The 20,873-nt window shown below is 71.6% G+C and carries 17 protein-coding genes; 6 read left to right on the top strand and 11 right to left on the bottom strand.

What is annotated here, in order from left to right; all coding sequences use genetic code 11:
* The first annotated feature begins 161 nt into the window (after positions 1–161).
* Together TSO352_RS30730 and TSO352_RS30735 are read left to right on the top strand one after the other, a co-directional pair.
* Positions 162–3,761 (top strand): response regulator, encoded by a 3,600-nt coding sequence (locus tag TSO352_RS30730; RefSeq protein ID WP_109111458.1) that lies wholly within the window; start codon positions 162–164, stop codon positions 3,759–3,761.
* 163 nt (positions 3,762–3,924) lie between these two features.
* Positions 3,925–4,857 (top strand): response regulator, encoded by a 933-nt coding sequence (locus tag TSO352_RS30735; RefSeq protein ID WP_109111080.1) that lies wholly within the window; start codon positions 3,925–3,927, stop codon positions 4,855–4,857.
* Here the strand turns inward: TSO352_RS30735 and TSO352_RS30740 are convergent.
* The 4 genes from TSO352_RS30740 to cobD all read right to left on the bottom strand — a co-directional run bounded on the left by TSO352_RS30740 (position 4,808) and on the right by cobD (position 8,361).
* Positions 4,808–5,038 carry a hypothetical protein gene (locus TSO352_RS30740; protein ID WP_109111081.1) on the bottom strand — a complete coding sequence of 77 codons (231 nt, stop codon included), beginning with the start codon at positions 5,036–5,038 and terminating at the stop codon, positions 4,808–4,810. The two genes, TSO352_RS30735 and TSO352_RS30740, sit on opposite strands and share 50 nt — an antisense overlap.
* 59 nt (positions 5,039–5,097) lie before the next feature.
* Entirely contained in the window at positions 5,098–5,403 is a 306-nt protein-coding gene (locus TSO352_RS30745; protein ID WP_109111082.1) for an STAS domain-containing protein, read from the bottom strand.
* 56 nt (positions 5,404–5,459) lie between these two features.
* Positions 5,460–7,121 carry a diguanylate cyclase gene (locus tag TSO352_RS30750; protein WP_109111083.1) on the bottom strand — a complete coding sequence of 554 codons (1,662 nt, stop codon included), beginning with the start codon at positions 7,119–7,121 and terminating at the stop codon, positions 5,460–5,462.
* 118 nt (positions 7,122–7,239) lie between these two features.
* The gene (gene cobD / locus TSO352_RS30755; protein ID WP_109111084.1) at positions 7,240–8,361 is read right to left on the bottom strand and encodes a threonine-phosphate decarboxylase CobD; all 1,122 of its coding nucleotides are present in this window, start codon (positions 8,359–8,361) and stop codon (positions 7,240–7,242) included.
* Between the two features lie 68 nt (positions 8,362–8,429).
* Between cobD and cbiB the strand changes: the two genes are divergently transcribed.
* Entirely contained in the window at positions 8,430–9,392 is a 963-nt protein-coding gene (gene cbiB / locus TSO352_RS30760) for an adenosylcobinamide-phosphate synthase CbiB (RefSeq protein WP_109111085.1), read from the top strand.
* A gap of 231 nt (positions 9,393–9,623) precedes the next feature.
* Here cbiB and TSO352_RS30765 read toward each other — a convergent pair whose 3' ends face one another.
* Entirely contained in the window at positions 9,624–10,193 is a 570-nt protein-coding gene (locus TSO352_RS30765) for a hypothetical protein (protein ID WP_199231791.1), read from the bottom strand.
* A gap of 158 nt (positions 10,194–10,351) precedes the next feature.
* Here TSO352_RS30765 and TSO352_RS30770 point away from each other — a divergent pair, with 158 nt between their 5' ends.
* The 3 genes from TSO352_RS30770 (at position 10,352) to TSO352_RS30780 (ending at position 16,758) form a co-directional block, all read left to right on the top strand.
* Complete coding sequence (locus TSO352_RS30770; protein WP_109111086.1) at positions 10,352–12,661, top strand: MHYT domain-containing protein; 2,310 nt, start codon at positions 10,352–10,354, stop codon at positions 12,659–12,661.
* A 207-nt stretch (positions 12,662–12,868) separates the two neighbouring features.
* Positions 12,869–15,547 carry a penicillin acylase family protein gene (locus TSO352_RS30775; protein WP_109111087.1) on the top strand — a complete coding sequence of 893 codons (2,679 nt, stop codon included), beginning with the start codon at positions 12,869–12,871 and terminating at the stop codon, positions 15,545–15,547.
* Positions 15,544–16,758: a threonine ammonia-lyase gene (locus TSO352_RS30780; protein WP_109111088.1), complete on the top strand. Its 1,215-nt coding sequence runs from the start codon at positions 15,544–15,546 to the stop codon at positions 16,756–16,758. Before TSO352_RS30775 ends, TSO352_RS30780 begins: the two co-directional genes overlap by 4 nt.
* A gap of 27 nt (positions 16,759–16,785) precedes the next feature.
* Here TSO352_RS30780 and TSO352_RS30785 read toward each other — a convergent pair whose 3' ends face one another.
* From TSO352_RS30785 to TSO352_RS30805, 6 genes are all read right to left on the bottom strand, one after another.
* Positions 16,786–17,571 carry an ABC transporter ATP-binding protein gene (locus TSO352_RS30785; RefSeq protein WP_109111089.1) on the bottom strand — a complete coding sequence of 262 codons (786 nt, stop codon included), beginning with the start codon at positions 17,569–17,571 and terminating at the stop codon, positions 16,786–16,788.
* Positions 17,559–18,311, bottom strand: coding sequence for an ABC transporter permease (locus TSO352_RS30790; RefSeq protein ID WP_109111090.1), 753 nt, complete (start codon positions 18,309–18,311; stop codon positions 17,559–17,561). The genes TSO352_RS30785 and TSO352_RS30790 overlap by 13 nt, the downstream gene beginning before the upstream one ends.
* Before the next feature lie 40 nt (positions 18,312–18,351).
* Complete coding sequence (locus TSO352_RS30795; RefSeq protein WP_109111091.1) at positions 18,352–19,383, bottom strand: ABC transporter substrate-binding protein; 1,032 nt, start codon at positions 19,381–19,383, stop codon at positions 18,352–18,354.
* 184 nt (positions 19,384–19,567) lie between these two features.
* On the bottom strand, positions 19,568–19,696 hold the full coding sequence (locus tag TSO352_RS34345; RefSeq protein WP_282183909.1) for a hypothetical protein: 129 nt from the start codon (positions 19,694–19,696) through the stop codon (positions 19,568–19,570).
* A 158-nt stretch (positions 19,697–19,854) separates the two neighbouring features.
* A complete protein-coding gene (locus TSO352_RS30800) occupies positions 19,855–20,142 on the bottom strand; it encodes a DUF1330 domain-containing protein (protein ID WP_109111092.1) in 288 nt (95 codons plus the stop codon).
* A 91-nt stretch (positions 20,143–20,233) separates the two neighbouring features.
* The coding region (locus TSO352_RS30805) for an NAD(P)(+) transhydrogenase (Re/Si-specific) subunit beta (RefSeq protein ID WP_146210831.1) at positions 20,234–20,873 on the bottom strand (640 nt) is incomplete at its 5' end.

Here is a 20,873-nt window from a genome sequence, read left to right on the forward strand (position 1 = left end):
ACTACCACCCTTTCCACTCAACCGGCAGCCGATGCTTGGCGGAAGAGGGGTATACCTGCTATTGTGATCTCCGGATGCAACCCCCGAATGGCCGCGGACGACCACGGATGGTCGGGGCGGATGGCCGGGGCGGCCGGCATCCCGGTCCGCATGGCGGCCCGATGCCCGATCCGAGTGCCCTTTTCACCACGCGGTTGCCCATCACCCGTCTCCACCCGATCATCCGGAACACAGCCCTGGCCCCGCTCCCCGCACCCCAGCCCCCAGCAAAAGCGGAACCGAAGGGTCTTTTCCGGCATCGCGGCGGCGTCATCGCCTTTGCCCTGCTCGCCGTCTTCGCCCTGCTGATCAACCAGGGCTACCAGCTGGCCGCCGCGCGTCAGGCGACGCTGGCGGCGACGGAGGCCAACCTCGCCAACCTCGCCGCGGCACTGGAGGTTTCGACCACGCGGACGCTGCAGTCGGTCGACCTGACGCTGACCGCCATCGTCGATTCCCTCGGTGATTCCGGCTGGACCGGCGACGACGCGGCGACCGAGCCCGACGCGGCCGGCCGGGCGAGCCGGACCGACGTGATGGGGCTGCTGACCGACCGGCTGCGGCGGTCGCCGCACCTGCGGGCGCTGACCCTGCTGGACCGCACCGGCCGCATCGTCGTCAGCACCGAAGGGATGCATCCGGCCGGCGCCTATCTCACCGAACTCGACGCCTTCCGCCTCCACGCCTCCGGCCAGGCCGGCGGGCTGGTGATCGGCGACCCCAGGCCCGGCCGCGGCCTGCTCGACCGTGCGGCGAACGGCGAGCGGTCGGGGCGCTGGCTGCTGCCGATCAGCCGCGCCCTGCGCGAGGCGGACGGAACGCTGCTGGGCGTGATCGTCGCCACCGTCAACCCGGACTATTTCCAGGGCCTGTACCGGGCGGTGCAGATCAGCGACGCCGGCGAGGGCGGGGGTGGCGGCGGCCATGTCGCGCTCTACCGCTACGACGGCACGCTGCTCACCGGCCAACCCCCGGTGACCGAGGCGATCGGCCGCTCCTTCGCCGCGACGCCGCTGTTCCGGTCGCGGCTGCCGGCGGCGGAATACGGCGTGTTCCACGAGCGCGGGGCCGACGGGGCGATCATGATCACCGCCTACCGGGCGACGCCGGTCTGGCCGCTGGTGCTGGCGATCAGCGTCGACCAGGGCGCCGCGCTCGCCGGCTGGCAGAAGAACCTGACGATGGCGATGCTGCTGTCGGGCGGGCTGATCCTGCTGCTGACGCTGTTCGGGCTGCTGCTGACCCGGTCGCTGGCGGCGCAGCGCCGCCAGGGCGAGGCGCTGGAGGAGGCGAACGCCCGGCTGAACGCCATCGTCGACACCGCGGCGGAGGGCATCGTGACCGCCCGCCCCGACGGCGTGATCGAGGCCGCCAACCCGGCCGCCCACGCCATGTTCCGCTGCCCGCCCGGCGGGCTGGTCGGCCGGTCGGTGGTCGAGCTGCTGCCGGCGGAGACGCGCGACGCCGCCACCCGCGCGCTGTCGGACATCGCCCGCGGCCGCCGGCCGATGACGGCGGGCATCAGCGGCGAAACCACCGCGCTGCGCCCGGCGGAGAAGGATGCGGCGGAAGGCGGGTCCGGAGACGGATCGGAGGATGGCGAGCGCTTCCCGCTGGCCTGCTCGGTGGCGCTGGTGAAGACGGCGGCCGGGCCGCTCTACGCCGCCATCCTGCGCGACCTGACCGACGCCAAGCGGGTGGAGCACACGCTGCGCGAGGCCAAGGAACGGGCGGAGGACGGGCAGCGCATCAAGATGGAGTTCCTCGCGACGATGAGTCACGAGATCCGCACGCCGATGAACGGGGTGATCGGCATGGCCGGGCTGCTGCTCGACACCCCGATGGAGACGGAACAGCGGACCTACGCCGAAACCATCCGCGATTCCGCCGAATCGCTGCTGGTCATCATCAACGACATCCTGGACTACTCGAAGATCGACGCCGACCGCCTCGAGCTGGAGATCGGCGAGTTCGAGCTGGGGCCGATGGTGGAAAGCGTGGCGGAGATCCTGGCGCCGCGCGCCGCCGCCAAGGGGCTGGACCTGGCCAGCTTCGTGCCGCCGTCGCTGCGCGGCAGCCTGCGCGGCGATGCCGGGCGGCTGCGCCAGATCCTGCTGAACCTGGCCGGCAACGCCATCAAGTTCACCGACACCGGCAGCGTCACCATCCTGCTGGGCGAGGAGCCGGCGGAACCGGGCCAGCCGGCCGATTGCGTCCGCGTCCGCTTCGAGGTGCGCGACACCGGCATCGGCATCCCGGAGGAGGACCGGCCGCGCCTGTTCGCCATGTTCACCCAGGTCGATTCCTCCGCCGCCCGCCGCCATGGCGGCACCGGCCTCGGCCTGGCGATCTGCAAGCGGCTGGCCGAACTGATGGGCGGCGCGATCGGCGTAGACAGCCGGCCCGGCGCCGGCAGCAGCTTCTGGGTGTCGATCCCGCTGCAGCGCGGCACCGGGATGGTGCAGGCGCCGGCACCGATCGGCGACTGGACCGGGCGGCGCGTGCTGCTGGTCGACGACACCGCCGTCAACCGCGATCTGCTGACCCGCCATCTGGTCGGCTTCGGCATCCAGACCGAGACCGCCGAGGACGGCGCCCAGGCGCTGGAGCGGCTGGAGGCGGCGGTCCGCGCCGGCCGGCCGTTCGACGCGGCGATCCTCGACCACCGCATGCCCGGCCTCACCGGCCCGGAACTGGCGGAGCGCATCCGCGCCACGCCGGCGCTGGCCGCCATCCGGCTGGCGCTCGCCTCGTCCCAGCGGCTGGAGTGGCCGGAGTGGGAGAAGGGCGCGGTCGATGCCCATCTGGCGAAGCCGATCCGCTTCCGCGCCCTGTGCCAGTGCCTCGCCCGGCTGCTCGACCGCCGGGCGGAACCGCTCGACCCGCAACCGCAACCGGTGGCGCCGCCGGCACCGCCGGCCGCGGTCGCCGTGCCGGCCGCGGCGGAGGCCGGGCCGCGCGTCCGCGTGCTGGTGGCGGAGGACAACCCGGTCAACCAGCAGCTCACGCTCGCCCTGCTGCGCCGCGCCGGCCACAGCGCCGAAACCGCGGCGAACGGGGAGGAGGCGGTGGAGGCGGTGTCGTCCCGGCCCTACGATCTGGTGCTGATGGACGTGCAGATGCCGGTGATGGACGGTCTGGAAGCGACGCGCCGCATCCGGCGGCTGAACGGGCCGGCGGCGCGCATCCCCATCGTGGCGCTGACCGCCAACGCCATGCAGGGCGACGCCGCCGCCTGCCTGGAAGCCGGGATGGACGACTATCTGTCCAAGCCGATCAACGCCCGCAAGCTGCTGGACGCGGTCGCCCGCGTCGCCCGCCCGGCGGCAGAACGGCCACCGCCGCCGCCCGCCCCGGCCAGCCCGGCGGAGGCGGCGACGGTGAACGCCGAGAAGGTCGACGAGCTGCGCGACGCGCTGGGCGAGGACGGCTTCGTCCTGCTGCTGGAAACCTTCTTCAGCGACAGCCCGGTCCATCTCGACCTGCTGCGCACCGCCATCGCCCACGGCGACTGCACCGGCATCGAGCGCGAGGCGCACATCCTGAAGGGGTCCGCCGGCAATGTCGGCTTCGACCGGCTGGCGCAGGCCGCCGACCGGCTGGTCGTGGCGGCGCGACGGCGCGACCGGACCGTGCTGACCACCGACGCTGGCGAACGCGTCTCCCGCGAATTGGCCGCCGCCGAACGCGCGATGGGCGAGCTGGCCTCGCCGGCGCTCTGATCCCGTCCGAGGCCGACGGCGCGGCCGCGGGACAACTGCGCGCAACGGAACGCTTTGTTGCGACGCAATGCCGCCGGCAATTGTGTCATCGCTAAAGTTTTGGCAAAATACCCGGCATTCCTGGCCCCGTCCTGGCCGCCCATCCGCCGGAGAACACGCCGACATGGCCGACGCCGTCACCGCCCTGGTTGTCGATGACGAGGAGATGACCCGCGCCATCGTCGCCGGCTACCTCGCCCGCATCGGCTACCGGACGCTGGAAGCCGAGAACAAGGCGCAAGCCTGGGACATCCTGCAGAGCGCCGGGCAGACCATCCACGTCGTGCTGCTCGACCGCCGGCTGGCCGACGGCGACGGGCTGGAGCTGTACGAGCGGATGAAGGGGGTGCCGCATCTGGCCGAGATCCCGGTGATCGTCCAGACCGTTTCCGACAGCAGCGCGGAGATCGCGGCGGCCATCCGCGTCGGCGTGTTCTATTACCTGATCAAGCCCTATGACGGCGCCCTGCTGCGCTCCGTCGTCCGCGCCGCGGAGGAGACGACCGGCCGGCTGAAGAGCCTGAAGGGCGACCTGCGCTCGCGCGCCGACGCCATCGCCCTGCTGCGCGACGCCCGTTTCCGCTTCCGCACCCCGCAGGAGGCGCAGAATTTGGCGATCACCCTGTCGTCGATCGCCCAGACCTCGCACAGCCTGACCTTCGGCCTGTCGGAGATCCTGATGAACGCGGTGGAGCACGGCAACCTCGGCATCGGCTTCGAGGCCAAGGGCCGGCTGAAGACCAGCGGCATGCTGGGCCGCGAGATCGAGGCGCGGCTGGACTCGTCGGAGCATCGCGACAAACACGCCACCCTGCATGTCGAGCGCAGCGACAGCCGGGTCATCTTCACCGTCACCGACATGGGCCGGGGCTTCGACTTCAACCGCTACCTGACGGTCGACGCCTTCCAGTCGACCGCCACCCACGGCCGCGGCATCGCGCTGGCCCGCATGGTCGGGTTCGACCAGCTCACCTATGTCGGCAACGGCAACCGGGTGGTCGGCATCGTCAACCTGCCGCAGCCGACGGAGGATCCGGAGGAAGACCCCGCCGGCTGATCCACAGCAGGGTCAGGTCGGCGCGCTGCCGGCCGCCGGCGAAGCGTCCCAGCACCAGGATCGGCACGTCGCGCAGCGCCGCGGCGGCGCGCAGCCCGGCGACCGCCGCCGGGCCGCAGCCTGGCAGGCCGGCCACCGCGTCCGCCAAGCCATCGCCGTCGACCACCGCGGCGCCGCGCACCCCCAGCGCCTCCAGCGCCGAGCGCAGCGGCCCGGCCGCCGCGTTCGTCGCTCAAGGGGTCAGAACTCGCAGGGGACGATGGTGTGGAATTCGGAGATCTCGATCATATCGCGGACCTGCCCGCGCGGGTGCTTCATGCTCAGCCGCACCGCCGCCCGCTTGGCCGCGCTGTTCGCCAGCACCAGCAGCCCGAGCCCGGCGGAGTCGATGAACTCGACGCCATCCAGGTTCAGCACGCAGTCCGTCACCCGGTCGCGCTCGAACGCCTCCAGGATCTGCCGGAACTCGGCGTCGGCCTCGAAGGTCAGTTGGCCGCGCAGTTCGACCTCGCGCAGCCCGGCGGTGTCCCGCACCGTGCAGTCCATGCTTGTCAACCCAACAGAGGGGCCCTGCGAACCCGGCGGCGCCTTGCCGGCCGGGGTCACATCCCGGGTTCGTAGACGGCGACGCGGTTGCGCCCCATGTGCTTGGCGCGGTAGAGCGCGAGGTCGGCGCGGTGGATCGCCCGTTCCAGCGTGTCGGTCGCCCCGTCCAGCCCGGCGATGCCGATGCTGGCGGTCAGGCGGAAGACGCCGTCGGGCGCCTCGATCGGCATGCGGGCGAGGTGGCGGCGCACCCGTTCGGCGACGACGCGGCTTTCGTCGGCGGTGGCGCCGGGCAGCACCACCACGAACTCCTCCCCGCCCAGCCGGCCGAGGATGTCGTATTCCCGCAGGATCGCCTGGCAGCCGGCGGCGACCATGCGCAGGGCGTCGTCGCCGGTGGCGTGGCCGTAGGTGTCGTTGATCCGCTTGAAATGGTCGACGTCCAGCACGAAGACCGACAGCGGCTCGTGGAACCGGTGGGCGCGGGCGAGCTGGCTGCGCGCCATGTCCATGAAGGAGCGGCGGTTGAAGATGCCGGTCAGCGGATCGCGCGACGCCATGTCGCGCAACGCCTCTTCCATGCTGCGGCGTTCGGTGTAGTCGTAGATCCAGGCGAGGTTCACCGGCACGCCCTGCACCACCGCCTGGTTGACGGTGAACAGCGTCCAGAAGGGCGAGCCGTCGGCCCGCTTGAACTGGACCTCCATGTTGGTGACGCCGCCGCCGCTGCGCAGCCGTTCCAGCACCCGCTGGCGCTGGAGGCCGTCCAGGTAATAGTCGCGGGCGCGGCTGCCGACCAGACGCTCGCGCGGCAGCCCGATCAGCTCGGAAAAGCGGGTGTTGACGAAGATGATCCGCCCGTTGTCCCGGCGCGACACCGACACGCCGACCGGGCTCTGCTCCAGGATCGCCTCCAGCCGCTCCTCGTTCGGCCGGACCTCCGCCATCTCGTGGATCGCGCCGACCACGCCGCCCGGCTTGCCCGACGCGTCGCGGAACGAGGATTTGGTCAGTTTGACCATGCGCACGGCGCCGTCGGCGGTGCAGATCGGCGCCTCGTAGCTGACCCGGCCCTCCGTCTCCAGCAGGACGCGGTCGTGGACGCTGTGCTCCTTGGCGGCGCCCGGGCTGGTCACCGCGAAGGTGGTGTGCCGCAGGATGTCGGCGCGGCCGATGCCGGTGAAACGCTCGAACGCGTCGTTGATCGCGACATACTGGCCGCGGGTGTCCTTGACGAAAAGCGGGATCGGCGCCGCGTCCATCAGCGCCTCGACCAGCGGTGCGCCGGCGGCTGGCCCGCCGTCCGCCCCGTCATCCGCCCCGCCGTCCGCCGCCGCTTCCTGCCGGGGGCCGATGCCGGTCACCGTCAGCAGCCGCAACGCCTCTCCCGTCGCCCCGTCGGGTTGCGGCGCGGTCCAGGGGACCTCGGCCACCGACACCCGGCGCGTTCCACCGTCGGCCAGCCGCAGCGCCCGCTCGCCGATGACTGCGGTCCCGGCGGCGCCATCCAGCCCGACATCGGACAGCGAGCGGCCGTCCAGCAAGCCGTCGGCGCCGCCCAGCAGGTCGTGCAGGGCGGGGTTCGCATAGCGGATCACGCCGGCCGCCGACGCGAGGCAGACCCCGACCGGCAGACAGTCAAAGGCCGACCACGCGGTATCCCGCATGCCCTGCGCGCCACGACCGGAGATCATTGCCACGCTACCCGAATCCAGCATGGCGAGCAGTGTCCCATAAAATTTTATTTCCTTGCAACCCTGGAGAATCCCGACGAGGTCGAAGTGGGACGTGCAGGATTCTCGAAACGGTTGAGTGTATAAAATTTTCGCCGATTGTTCAAGACGCGGACGTTTCCACGGGTTGAAACGCCGCAGGACACCCACCGGACAGCGCACCGCGCAGCCGCTCCTTCTCCGCCGGCGTGCCGGGCAATCCGAAACGCAGCCAATCCGGGCGGTGGTCGAATCGGCGGACCAGGATGCCGGCGGCGCCCAGCGTCCGGTACAGGGCGGGGGCGCGGGCGTCCTCCACCAGCCGGAACAGCTCGGTGCCGCCGACCACCCGCAGGCCGGCCGCGTCCAGCGTCCGGTCCAGCTCCGCCGCCTCCCGCGCCAGCCGGGCGCGGGTCGCGGCGATCCAGCCGTGGTCGCCCAGCGCGGCGGTGGCGATCGACAGGCCGGGGCCGGACACCGCCCAGGGGCCGATGGCGGCGCGCAGGGCCGCCGCCACGTCCGCCGCCGCCAGCGCGATGCCGAGCCGCAGGCCGGCCAGCCCGAAGAACTTGCCGAAGGACCGCAGCACCACCAGACCGGGGCGCCCGACGAAGGGGGCGACGCTGCCGTCCGGCCGGGTGTCGGCGAACGCCTCGTCCACCACCAGCCAGCCGCCGCGCGCCGCCTGCCGGTCGGCGAGGTCGAGCAGCCGCTCGGGCGCGACGCGCCGGCCGTCGGGGTTGTTCGGGTTGACGACGACCAGAACATCGACGCCGTCCGCCGCCTCCGGCCCCTTGGCGTCGATCACCGTGTGACCGGCCAGCGCCCAGCAGCGGGCGTGCTCGGCGTAGGTCGGGCCGCAGACCGCCACCCGGCCGGGCGGGCGCAGCCGCGGCAAAAGCTGGATCAGCGCCTGCGACCCCGACGCCGCGGCGACCAGTTCCGCCGACCGGGCGCCGTAGCCGTCCGCCGCCGCTTGGCGCAAGGCCGCCTCCGCGCCGCGGCCCGGCAGGCGGGTCCAGGCCTCCGCCGCGACCGGCGGCAGCGGGTAGGGCCACGGGTTGATGCCGGTGGATAGGTCGACCCAGGGCTGCGGCGCGCCGGGGAAGGCGGCGCGGGCGCCGTCCAGGTCGCCGCCATGCAGCGGGCCGTCTTGTGGCGCTCCGTCTTGCGGCGCCCCGTCTTGCGGCTGTGCCCGTACCGTGTTGGTGAACCCGCCCTTGGTCGCCGGCTTGTCTTCGGCCATGATCGCGCCTCTTCCACCCACCCGTTGGCGCGGCGCGTCCGCCGCCCCCCTTTTGGAAACGTCCGTCCGTGCCGCTGCATCCCTTCCTGCTCGCCGCCGCGCTCGTCATCGAGGCGGTCGCGGGCTATCCGGACCCACTCTACGCCCGCATCCGTCATCCGGTCGTGTGGATCGGTTCGCTTATCGCGCAGCTCGACCATGCGCTCAACCGTCCGGACGACGGCTTCGGCCGGCGCAAGGCGGCCGGCGTGCTGGCGCTGCTGGTCCTGCTGCTGACGGTGGGCGGGGTGGCGGTCGCGGTGGCGTGGCTGTGCCGCCTGCTGCCGTTCGGCTGGCTGATCGAGGCGGCGCTGGCCTCCACCCTGCTGGCGCAGCGCAGCCTGCACGACCATGTCGAGGCGGTGGCCGACGGATTCCGCACCGGCGGTCTGGCCGGTGCCCGCGACGCCGTGTCGCGCATCGTCGGCCGCAACCCGGCCACCCTGGACGAACCCGCCGTCGCCCGCGCCGCCGTCGAGAGCCTGGCGGAGAACTTCTCCGACGGTGTGATCGCCCCGGCGGTCTGGCTGCTGGTGGGCGGGCTGCCGGGTCTGGCGCTCTACAAGGCGATCAACACCGCCGACAGCATGATCGGCCACCGCACCCCGCGACACGAGGCCTTCGGCTGGGCGGCGGCGCGGCTGGACGATCTGGTGAACCTGCCCGGCTCGCGCCTGACCGCGCTGCTGCTGGTCGCCGCCGCCTGGATCACCGGCGGGGCCGACGCCGCGCAGGCGTGGCGGTCGGTGCGGCAGGACGCCCACCGTCACCGCTCCCCCAACGCCGGCTGGCCGGAAGCGGCGATGGCCGGTGCGCTCGACCTCCGGCTGGGCGGCCCGCGGGTTTACGGCAAGACGCGAATCGAGGATGTCTGGCTGGGCGCCGGCCGCACCGCCGCGACGCCGGCCGACATCGCCCGCGCCTTGCAACTCTACCGCCGCGCCTGCGCCCTGCTGATCGCCGGCGCGCTGGTGCTGGCGCTGCTTGGGTAGGGTCCCCTCTCGAAGCCGGCCGTTCTCATTATCGGCCGTCATTCCCGCAACAGCGGGAATCCAGCCATGTCAGGCGCTGGGGCTGGAAACCCGGATCCGCGCCGTCGCGGGGATGACCCTCGATCGGGGAAACGTTCCGGTTTCGGTCAAGCTTGGCTCTCTGCGGTCGGTGGCTGTGTGCACCTCAAGGGGATGGCAGCGAACGATTGCCGCCCAGGGACTCACAGGCTTTCAGTGACCGGCGGCGCGGCGGACCGCCAGGGTCAGGCGCCGGGCCGCCCGGCGCAGGCGCCGGAACAGGTCGCGGGCAAGCCGGACCGCGGCGGTCGCCTTCAGCCAGGCGATCCAGCCGGTCACCCGCTCGTAGCCCCAGGCGAACCAGCCGATGGTCAGCAGTTTCGGCTTGGCGACGTGGAACAGCCGCTCCACCGTGGTGATCTTGACCAGTTCGGCGCCGACCACCACCGCGACCCCCAGCCACGGCCGCCCGGTGGCGAACAGCCAGGCGCCGATCGGCTTCGCCGGCTCCAGCAGCGCCAGCGGCACCAGCACCAGCACCAGCGACGGGTACGGACCCAGCCGGCCGACCCACCGCGCGACGCGCCGGAAGAGCGGCAGCCGGGCGACCCACCGCAGGACGGGCCGCACCCCCCAGTAGACCAGGGCATCCAACAGGAAATAGGCCAGCGCGAACGGGGTCGCGGCCATGCGCAGGATGCGGACCGGCCAGGATGGTCCCTGGACAGAACGATCGTGGGCCGGCCGGACGGACGGCGCCGGATCGGGGGGGTGGCTGCTCATAAGTCATATCCGGACAGAGGTCGTAGATCCATTTCTACCACCAAGGGGAGCCTTTCGTTCGATGGGATCGACTGGCACCCTCTCCCAAATTGTTTTCCGACAGGGCGAACATCGCCCCCTGCTGTGCTACCCCAATCCCTACAACGACGCCGCCGACCGTGCCAGGCCATTACGACCCACTCCTCGTCGCCTTATCCTATGTGATCGCCGTCTTCGGCGGTTACGTCGCGCTCGACCTCGCCCATCACGCCCGCGAGCCGGTGGGCCTCAATCCGCAAGGCCGCCATCGCGACAACAGGCGGCTGGCCGGCGCGGCACTGGCGCTCGGCATCGGCATCTGGTCGATGCACTTCGTCGGTATGCTCGCCTACCGGACGGACACGCCCATCGGCTACGACGGCGGGCTGACCGCCCTGTCCTTCGTGCTGGCCGTCGCCGTGGCGGGCGCTGGCCTGTTCGCCATGGCCCACAACCGGCCGCAACGGTTCACCCTCCCCGTCGCCGGGACCCTGACCGGGCTCGGCATCGTCGGCATGCATTACGTGGGGATGGCGGGCATGCGCACGGAGGCACGCATGTCCTACGACCCGACGCTGACCGCCGCCTCCGTCGCCGTCGCCATCGTCGCGTCGACCGCGGCGCTGTGGCTGGCCTTCCGCACCAGCCGGGCGCTGGAACGCGCGGCCGGCGCGGTGCTGCTGGGGCTGGGGGTGGTGACGATGCACTACACCGGCATGGCCGCCGTCGGGATGGAGGCGGTGACCGACGTCATCGATCCCGTGACGGCGCCCGGTCACGGGATGCGGGTGCAGGACGCGGCGCTGTCGTCGTCGCTGCTGGCGGTGCTGACCGGGGCCGGCGCGCTGCTGCTGCTGACGCTGGCGCTGCTGTCCTCGCTGCTGGACCGCCGCCAGCAGGCGGAGCGGTCGGACGAGCAGGAGGCGCGCTACCGCGCCATCGTCGACACCGCCGTCGACCCGATCGTCCTGATCAACGACCGCGGCATCGTCGAGTCCTTCAACCGCGCCGCCGAGAAGACCTTCGGCTTCGAGGCGGCGGAGGTGATCGGCCGCAACGTCTCGATGCTGATGCCGGAGCCGTACCACAGCGCCCATGACGGCTATCTGGAGCGCTACCACCGCACCGGCGAACCCCGGATCATCGGCATCGGCCGCGAGGTGATGGGCCGGCGCAAGGACGGCTCGGTCTTCCCGCTCGACCTGTCGGTCGGCGAATGGCACGTCGGCAAGCGGCGGATGTACACCGGCATCATGCGCGACATCACCGCCCGCAAGGCGGCGGAGGAGGCGATCCTGCGCGCCCGCGACGAGGCGGAGGCGGCGCGCATCGAGGCGGTGCGCGCCCGCGATTCGGCCGAGCGCGCCGACCGCGCCAAGACCAAGTTCCTGGCCGCCGCCAGCCACGACCTGCGCCAGCCGCTGCAATCGCTGTTCTTCTTCGCCCACGCCCTGTCCGACAAGCTGGAGAGCCACCCGACCGCGCCGCTGCTGGCCAGCATGACCGAATCGCTGAACGGGCTGCGGGTGATGCTGGACAGCCTGCTGGACGTGTCGCGGCTCGACGCCGGGGTGGTGAAGCCCAGCGTCACCGATTTCGCGCTCGGCCCGCTGCTGGAACGGCTGGCCGACGAATACCGCGTGCGCGCCGCCGAATCGGGGCTGACGCTGCGCCACGTCGCGACCTCCGGCTGGACCAGCAGCGATCCCGCCCTGCTGGAGCGCATCCTGCGCAACCTGATCGAGAACGCGATCCGCTACACCGAACGCGGCACCATCCTGATCGGCTGCCTGCACCGCGGCGGCGCCCTGCGGCTGGCGGTGATCGACCAGGGCATCGGCATCCCGGCCGACAAGACCCAGGACATCTTCCAGGAGTTCACCCAGCTCGCCAACCCGGAGCGCGACCGCCGCAAGGGGCTGGGGCTGGGGCTGGCGATCGTGCGGCGGCTGGCCGGGCTGCTCGGCCACATGGTCGGGGTGAAGTCGACCCCCGGACGCGGCAGCGGCTTCTTCCTGGATCTGCCGGCGGCGGTGCCGCGGCCGGTGCCGAAGCCGGCGCGCGTGACGGTGGAGCGGCCGCGCGGCAAGGGGCTGATCGTGGTCGTCGACGACGACACCATCATCCTGGTCAGCATGCGGGCGATGCTGGAGGAATGGGGCTATGACGTGGTCGCCGCGGTGTCGGCCGACGAGGCGATCGAATCGCTGCTGAACCTGGGCCGGCGCCCGGCGATGATCGTCGCCGACTACCGCCTGCGCGAAGGGCGCACCGGGGTCGAGGCGATCCGCGACATCTACGGCGTCTGCGGCGTCCGCGTGCCGGCGGTGGTCCTGACCGGCGACACCGACCCCGCCCGCATCGCCGAGGTCCAGCGCAGCGGCCACCGCCTGCTGCACAAGCCGGTGTCGGCGCCGCAACTGCGCGACATCCTGATCACCGCGGCGTGACGGATCCTGCCAAAAGCCCCTCTCCCCTCGCGGGAGAAGGGCTTTCGAGACGGAGCGCAGCCGTTCAAACCTCAAATGCGATCACCCCGCTTTTCCGCCACGCAACCCTGGACGGGCCGGCGGCCGGCGGACTAGCATCCGCCCCCCGACCGCACCCCCGGCATTCCCTGCCCGGCCTCGCCGCCCCTTTACCTTTCACGGACCGTGATGCTGCGCCGTTTCCTGTCCCGCGCCGGCCTGACCTGCGCCTTCCTCCTCCGCGCCGCGCTGGCCCGCGCCTGCCTGCTTCTCGCCGCCGCCCGCCGCCGTCGCGGCAACACGCCGCCCGGCTATCCGGGCGCGTATCCGGGGAACCAGCCGGGCGCCTATCCCTACCCGCCGCAGCCCTACCCGCCGCAGCCCTACCCCACACAGCCCTACCCCCCGCAGGCCTACCCGCCGCAGCCCCCCGCCGGGCCACAGCCGCCGTGGCGCCGCCTGCCGCTGCCGCGCGGGCGGTGGGGGCGGATCGCCGCCGGGCTCGGCCTGCTGGTGCTGCTGGTGCCGGTCGGGCTGGTCGGCGCGTATCTGTGGATGCGGGCGCAGCAGCCGCAGACGAGCGGGACGGTGACCATCCCCGGCAGCGGCGCCCCGGCGGAGATCGTCCGCGACGCCCAGGGCGTCGTCCACATCTTCGCGACGACCGAACGCGACGGCTACCGCGCGCTGGGCTACGCCCACGCCCAGGACCGGCTGTGGCAGATGGAGACGATGCGCCGCGCCGGGGCCGGCCGTCTGGCCGAGCTGATCGGCACCAAGTACGGCGACTTCCCGCTGCGCAGCGACCGGCTGATGCGGACGCTGGGCGTCTACCGCGCCGCCCAGGCGATGGCCGCCACCCTGTCGCCCGAGGCGCGCACCGCCTTCGAGGCCTACGCCGAGGGGGTGAACGCCTACCTCGCCACCCGCAGCGAGGCGCTGCCGATCGAGTTCCAGCTTCTCCGCCACACGCCGGAGCCGTGGACGGTCGCCGACAGCCTGGTGTGGGCGAAGCTGATGGCGCTGCAGCTCTCGGCCAACTACCGCGACGAGCTGTTCCGCTCGCGCGTGCTGGAGCGGCTGACGCCGCAACAGGTCGACGACCTGTTCCCGTCGGACGTGCCCGGCACCCCGACGACGCTGGCCGCCGACCTGCGCGGCCCGCAGTTGCAGGAGACGGTGCGGCGGACGCTGGCCGCCCTGCCGCGGATGGGCTTCGACACCGCGTCGAACGAGTGGGCGCTGACCGGGGGCCGCACCACCACCGGCAAGCCGATCATCGCCAACGACCCGCATCTGGCGCTGGAGGCGCCGATCCTCTGGTACCTCGCCCGCATCGTCACGCCGGAACTGACCATCGCCGGCGCCACCGTGCCCGGCGTGCCGCTGGTCATCCTGGGGCACAACGGCAAGGTCGCCTGGGGCTTCACCACCACCCACAGCGACACCCAGGACATCTTCGTCGAGAAGCCCGACCCGCAGGACCCGGCGCGCTACCTCGCCCCCGACGGCGCCAAGCCGTTCGAGACGCGCCGCGAGACCATCGCCATCGCCGACCAGCCGGCCGAGACGCTGACCGTGCGCACCACCCGGCACGGCCCGGTGATCTCCGACCTCGACGGCACCCCGAACGGCCCGCCTCTGGCGCTGTCCTTCCCCGGGCTGGCCGAGGACGACACCAGCGCCGAGGCGCTCTACCGCCTGAACCACGCCGCGAACGCCGAGGCGGTGCGCACCGCGCTGCGCCTGCACGTCGCGCCGCAGCAGAACGTCGTCTACGCCGACGTCGGCGGCGAGGTCGGCTTCATCACCCCCGGCCGGGTGCCGATCCGCCGCAAGGGCGACGGCCGGGTGCCGGTGCCGGGCTGGACCGGCGAGTATGACTGGACCGGCTTCCTGCCCTACTACGCCCTGCCGCAGGGGGTGAACCCGCCGACCGGCCAGTTCGTCAACGCCAACAACGCGGTGACCGGGCGCGACTACCCCTACCGCCTCGCCACCGAATGGCCGGACCCGTCGCGCGCCAGGCGCATCGTCGAGATGCTGGGCACCGCCCGCCATTCCGTCGAGGACGCCGCGCGCCAGCAGATGGACATCGTCTCGCTGCCCGCCCGCGACTTTCTGCCGGAGCTGCTGAAATACCCGACGCCCCCCGGTCTGCCCAGCGACGCCGCGGCGCTGCTGCGCGGCTGGGACGGCCGGATGGACCGCAACCGGCCGGAGCCGCTGATCTTCACCGCCTGGCTGCGCGAGCTGGTGCGCGCGGTCTTCGCCGACGAGCTGGGCCCCGACTTCGCCGCCTATTGGGACCTGCGGCCGGAAGCGCTGCGCCGGGTCATCGCCGAACGGCCGGAGTGGTGCGACGACGTCACCACCCCGCAGAAGGAAAGCTGCGCCGACACCATCGGCAAGGCGCTGGCCTCGGCGACGGCGATGCTGGCCGAGCGCCACGGCTCCACCCCCAAGAGCTGGCGCTGGGGCGACGAGCACAAGGTGGCGCTGGTCCACCGCATGCTGGGCCGGCTGCCGCTGATCGGCGGGAAGGCCGACCTGTCGGTCGAGACCGACGGCGACTTCTTCACCGTCAACCGCGGCAGCACGTCGATCCGCGACGGCGCCGCCCCGTTCCGCCACGTCCAGGGCGCCGGCTTCCGCGCGGTCTATGATCTGGCCGATCTCGACAAGTCGCGGTTCGTCATCGCCACCGGACAGTCCGGCAACATCTGGTCGCGCCATTGGGGCGATCTGGTCGGGTTGTGGCGCGACGGCGGCGCGTTGCGTCTGGCCGGCGACCGTGGCACGCTGGTCGCGGCAGGGGCGGAGGTGCTGACACTCACACCACGCAACACCGGGGCGAAGCAGCAATGACCATCACCGTGGACGACGTGCGCGCCGCGGCGGCGCGCATCGACGGGCACCTGTCCCACACGCCGGCGGTGCCGGCGCCGCGCCTGGGGGACATGGCGGGGTGCCGCCTGCACCTGAAGCTGGAGAACCAGCACGCCACCAGCTCCTTCAAGGAGCGCGGCGCGCTGAACAAGCTGCTGTCGCTGGGCGAGGCGGAGCGGCGGGCCGGCGTCATCGCCATGTCGGCCGGCAACCACGCCCAGGCGGTGGCCTGCCACGCCACCCGGCTGGGCATCCGCTCGACCATCGTCATGCCCAGCTTCACCCCCTTCACCAAGGTGGAGCGGACCGAGAATCTCGGCGCCACGGTGGAACTGCACGGCGAGACGCTGAGCGAGGCGGCGGCCTTTGCCCATGATCTGGCGGCGCGCGACGGGCTGACCTTCGTCCATCCCTACGACGACCCGCTGGTCGCGGCCGGCCAGGGCACCGCGGCGCTGGAGTTCCTGGCCGACGTGCCGGACCTCGACACGCTGGTGATCCCGATCGGCGGCGGCGGCCTGATCGCCGGCATGGCAACGGCGGCCAAGGCGCTGCGCCCGGACCTGCGGATCATCGGCGTGCAGTGCAGCCTCTACCCGTCGATGCGCCAGGCGCTGGCCGGCCAGCCGATCCAATGCGGCGGCGCCACGGTGGCGGAGGGCATCGCGGTCAAGGCGCCGGGCGCCCTCACCCTGCCGATCATCCGCGCCCTGGTCGACGAGGTGGTCGAGGTCAGCGAGGCGCGGCTGGAGGAGGCGCTCTACCGGCTCGCCACCATCCAGAAGCTGGTGGCCGAGGGGGCGGGCGCCGCGGCGCTGGCGGCGGTGTTCGACGATCCGGAGCGCTTCCGCGGCGGCAAGGTCGGCATCGTCGTGTCGGGCGGCAACATCGATTCCCGCATCCTGGCCCAGGTGCTGATGCGCGGCCTGGTCTATGAGGGCCGCATCGTCCGCCTGCGCATCGGCATCACCGACGCCCCCGGCGCGCTGGCCCGCGTCACCCGCCTGCTGGGCGAGGCGGGCGCCAACATCGTCGAGGTCCATCACCAGCGCCTGTTCCACAACGTGCCGGTCAAGATGGCCGAGGTCGACGTCGTGCTGGAAACCCGCAACCAAGCCCACGTCGACGCGCTGATCGCCCGGATGAAGGACGCCGGCTACCCGACCAGCCTGATGGTCGAGGTGGGGTGAGGGCTGAGGAGCGCGCCCTCTCCCGCCTCAGATGCTGTAGTTGTCGGCGATCTCCGACCGCAGCTGGTCGACCTGGCTGCGGAACACCGAGCCGTCGCGGCCGGCGCTGTTGCGGACGTCTCGCACCACCCGCGCCGGGGTGCCGCCCAGCACGATGATGCGGTCGGCCAGATGCACCGCCTCCTCCAGGTCGTGGGTGACGAACAGGATGGTCTTGCCGGTTTCCTGGTGGATGCGGCGCAGCTCGTCCTGGAGGTTGTTGCGGGTGATGGCGTCGAGCGCGCCGAACGGCTCGTCCATCAGCAGGATGTCGGGGTCGACCGCCATGGCGCGGGCGATGCCGACGCGCTGGCGCTGGCCGCCCGACAGCTCGTAGGGCCAGCGGCGGGCGTAGCCGTCGAGCCGGACCAGCTTCAACGCCGCCTCGGCGCGGCGGCGGCGCTCGTCGCGGCTGACCGGCAGGCCCTCCAGCCCGAACTCGACGTTGCGGACCACCCGGCGCCAGGGCAGCAGGCGGGCGTCCTGGAAGACCAGACCGACCGGCCGATGGCCCGGCCGCTGGTCCTGGTGGATGACGACGCCGCCGCTGCGCGCGGTGTGCAGGCCGGCGACGACGCGCAGCAGGGTCGATTTGCCGACGCCGGACGGGCCGACGATGGCGACGAAGCTGCCGCGCTCGACCGACAGGTTGACGTCGACCAGCACCGGCGGCGCCTCGCTGCCATAGCCGATCGACACGCCTTCCAGGTCGATGACCGAGGTGGCGGTGCCGGTGGTGCCGTTGGTGGTGGTGGAGAGCGTCACCGCTGCCATGACAGGACCCGCGTCTGAACTTGCATGAACAGGAAGTCCGACACGCCGTAGAGCAGCGCGATCGTGACCATGTAGAGCACGACGATGTGGGTCGCCAGCAGGCCCGACGCCTCCATCATCCGCATGCCGAGGCCGGAGATGCCGAACAGTTCGGCGGCGACCACCGTCATCCAGCCCTGCCCCAGCCCGGCGCGCAGGCCCGACAGGATACCCGGCAAGGCGCCCGGCAGCACGATCTTGAACAGGCGCGGGATCAGCCCGCCCTGGCCGAAGGCGTAGCCGAGTTCGATCAGGTCCTTGTCCACCCCGCGCACCGCGGCGTAGCTGGCGTAATAGTTGATCCAGAACACCGTCAGCGCGATCAGGAAGGACGCCGCGCCCTCGCTGACGCCGAACCAGATGATGGCGAAGGGGATCCAGGCGATGGCCGGGATCGGCCGCAGCATGCGCACCACCCAGGCCTGGAAGGCGTCCCACTTGATCCACAGCGCCGCCGCCGTGCCGAAGGACACGCCGAGGAAGGTCCCCAGCGAAAGGCCGACCAGATAGTGCGACAGGCTGGCCAGCACCATCTCCTGCCAGGTGCCGCTGCGGAATTCGGTCAGGAAGGCGGCGGGCACCGCGCTGGGCGACGGCAGCAACCGGGCCGGCACGATGCCGCTGCGCGCCACCGCTTCCCACATCAGCAGGAAGACGACGACGCCCAGCGCCGACAGGGCGATCTTTTTGTGGGTCTTCATCGGGCGCTCTTCGCTCAACAACGGCAACCTTGGGGCGGGCTTACTTGGCGACGGCGGCGTCGTAGAAGCGGAAGTCGAAGGCCTCGGCCACCGGCACCGTCTCGCTCGCCGAGCCGATCTCCTTGGTGTAGGTCATCATCGCCTCGACCGCCGGGACCACCTTGTGCGGATCGGCGACGAAGTTGGAACCGGGGCCCTTGAAGGCCGCCTCCAGCGTCGCCGGCTCGATCAGGCCCTTGCCGAGATAGTTGTTCACCAGCTTGGCCGCGGTGGCCGGGTCGCTCTTGATCATGTCGACGGCGCGGACATGGGCCTTGACCAGCGCCTTGATGGCGTCGGGGCTCTTGGCCAGCACCTCGCCGCGGGCCGAGACGACGGTGCCGGGCTGGTCGGGGAACATCTGGGCGCCGTTCGCCAGCAGGACGACGTTCGGGTCCATCTGCTGGGTGACGGTCACCGTCGGCTCGCGGATGGTCGCGGCGTCGAGCGCGCCGGCCAGCAGGGCCTGCTGCGTCTTCTCGATGCCCATCGGCACCAGCTCGACGTCGGCCGGGTCGACCTTGACCACCTTGTACAGCCAGTGCTTCAGCACGGTGTCGGGGACCGAGCCCGGCGGCTGGGTGCCGATCTTCGCCTTGCGACCGGCGTCGGCGGCGAACTTCTTGAAGGACGCCGCGGTCGGGGTGGTGCCCACCGCCTTGGCGAAGGCGCCGCGGCCGGCGACCACCATCTCCTCCACCGCCGAGTTGGCGATGACCGAGATGTCGGCGCCCTTGCTGCGCGCGACCAGCACCGGGGCGACGCCGGCGTAGAGCAGGTCGATCTGGCCGGCGGCCATCGCCTGGATGGCGTGCGGGCCGGACTCGAAACGGGTCAGCTTCAGCGTGATGCCGGCGTCCTTGGCCCAGCCCTGGTTGTCGAGGATGAACAGCGGCGCGGCCGCCAGGATCGGGATGTAGCCGATTTCCAGCTTCACCGGGTCGGCGGCGCGCGCGGTGCCGGGCATGACGGCCGCGGCCGACGCGAGGGCGACCAGGGCGGCGAGGGTGGAGCGGCGGGTCAGGCGAAGCATCGGGTCGTCCTCAACTGGGGTTCCGACGCTATTTAGCACGGTTGGCTGGATCGGGAAGAGAGATTTCTACACATTCATCAAAGGGAATTTGTATTCATACACAAAAATTCTGTTGTTTTGGCGCCGGTCGGTGAACGGAAACCGCGGAAATCGTGGGTTCGATCCGGCGGGTCCGTTGGGCCGGTCAGGTTTCGGTCAGCAGATAGAGCGACACGCCGCACAGCGAGACGCCAACCATCAGGATCGCGACGGCGATGCGGGTCCACAGGGTGATGTGCGAATCGAGCGGTTCGCGGTCGTCCAGCTCGTCCATGGTGTGCGGCCTCCGTGATGGTGGAGGGAAGCCGGCGGGGTGATCCCGCCGGCTTCCCGATGCCAACAGCGTTAACCGGGCCATATTGCCGCCGTGTGTCCGGCGGAGGCCGTTGTGTAACCGAACGTAACCGGGGCCTGGACCCGTTACGGATCCCGTTACAGCCCGTCGACCACGATCATCCTGAAGTCGGCGGCGTCGCGCCGCGCCTCGCGCGCCTCGCGGTATTCCGGGCTGTCGTAGAAGGCCCTGGCGCTGGCCATGTCGGGGAATTCCAGGATGACGATGCGGTTGGGCTGCCAGCCGCCCTCCAGCACCGCGGTTTCGCCGCCGCGGCTGAGGAAGCGGCCGCCGTTCTTGGCGATCGCGTTGGGCGTCAGCGACTTGTACAGCTCGTAGGCGACCGGATCGGTCACCCGCACGTCGGCGATGATGTAGGCGGGCATGGCGTCGCCTCCCCTCGGGTCTGGTGGCATGAAAAAGGCGCGAGGAGCCTAGCCCCTCGCGCCCACACGCTTCAAATGGGGAAAGCGCGGATCACTCCATCGCCTTCACCACCTCCTCGGTGACCTTCTTGGCGTCGCCGAACAGCATCATGGTGTTGGGACGGAAGAACAGCTCGTTGTCGACGCCGGCGTAGCCCGACGCCATCGACCGCTTGATGAAGAAGACGGTCTTGGCCTTCTCGACATCGAGGATCGGCATGCCGTAGATCGGGCTGCTCTTGTCGGTCTTGGCCGCCGGGTTGGTCACGTCGTTGGCGCCGATGACGAAGGCGACGTCGGCGGTGCCGAACTCCCGGTTGATGTCCTCCAGCTCGAACACCTCGTCGTAGGGGACGTTGGCTTCGGCCAGCAGCACGTTCATGTGGCCGGGCATGCGGCCCGCCACCGGGTGGATGGCGTATTTGACGCTGACGCCCTCATGCTTCAGCGTGTCGGCCATTTCACGCAGGGCGTGCTGGGCCTGCGCCACCGCCATGCCGTAGCCGGGCACGATGATGACCGACTGCGCGTTCTTCATGATGTAGGCGGCGTCCTCCGGCGAGCCGGCCTTGACCGAGCCCTTCGGCCCGCCGGCACCGGCCGCCGCGGCGCCCGAGGTGTCGCCGCCGAAGCCGCCGAGGATGACGTTGAAGATCGAGCGGTTCATGCCCTTGCACATGATGTAGGACAGG

This window comes from Azospirillum sp. TSO35-2 (assembly GCF_003116095.1).
Taxonomy (GTDB): Bacteria; Pseudomonadota; Alphaproteobacteria; order Azospirillales; family Azospirillaceae; genus Azospirillum.

Excerpts from the sequence above, each read along its gene's own strand:
- TSO352_RS30730 (WP_109111458.1), top strand. The coding sequence starts at position 162 with ATGCCCGATCCGAGTGCCCTTTTCACCACGCGGTTGCCCATCACCCGT.
- TSO352_RS30735 (WP_109111080.1), top strand. The coding sequence starts at position 3,925 with ATGGCCGACGCCGTCACCGCCCTGGTTGTCGATGACGAGGAGATGACC.
- TSO352_RS30745 (WP_109111082.1), bottom strand. The coding sequence starts at position 5,403 with ATGGACTGCACGGTGCGGGACACCGCCGGGCTGCGCGAGGTCGAACTG.
- TSO352_RS30750 (WP_109111083.1), bottom strand. The coding sequence starts at position 7,121 with ATGCTGGATTCGGGTAGCGTGGCAATGATCTCCGGTCGTGGCGCGCAG.
- cobD (WP_109111084.1), bottom strand. The coding sequence starts at position 8,361 with ATGGCCGAAGACAAGCCGGCGACCAAGGGCGGGTTCACCAACACGGTA.
- TSO352_RS30765 (WP_199231791.1), bottom strand. The coding sequence starts at position 10,193 with ATGAGCAGCCACCCCCCCGATCCGGCGCCGTCCGTCCGGCCGGCCCAC.
- TSO352_RS30775 (WP_109111087.1), top strand. The coding sequence starts at position 12,869 with ATGCTGCGCCGTTTCCTGTCCCGCGCCGGCCTGACCTGCGCCTTCCTC.
- TSO352_RS30780 (WP_109111088.1), top strand. The coding sequence starts at position 15,544 with ATGACCATCACCGTGGACGACGTGCGCGCCGCGGCGGCGCGCATCGAC.
- TSO352_RS30785 (WP_109111089.1), bottom strand. The coding sequence starts at position 17,571 with ATGGCAGCGGTGACGCTCTCCACCACCACCAACGGCACCACCGGCACC.
- TSO352_RS30790 (WP_109111090.1), bottom strand. The coding sequence starts at position 18,311 with ATGAAGACCCACAAAAAGATCGCCCTGTCGGCGCTGGGCGTCGTCGTC.
- TSO352_RS30795 (WP_109111091.1), bottom strand. The coding sequence starts at position 19,383 with ATGCTTCGCCTGACCCGCCGCTCCACCCTCGCCGCCCTGGTCGCCCTC.
- TSO352_RS34345 (WP_282183909.1), bottom strand. The coding sequence starts at position 19,696 with ATGGACGAGCTGGACGACCGCGAACCGCTCGATTCGCACATCACCCTG.
- TSO352_RS30800 (WP_109111092.1), bottom strand. The coding sequence starts at position 20,142 with ATGCCCGCCTACATCATCGCCGACGTGCGGGTGACCGATCCGGTCGCC.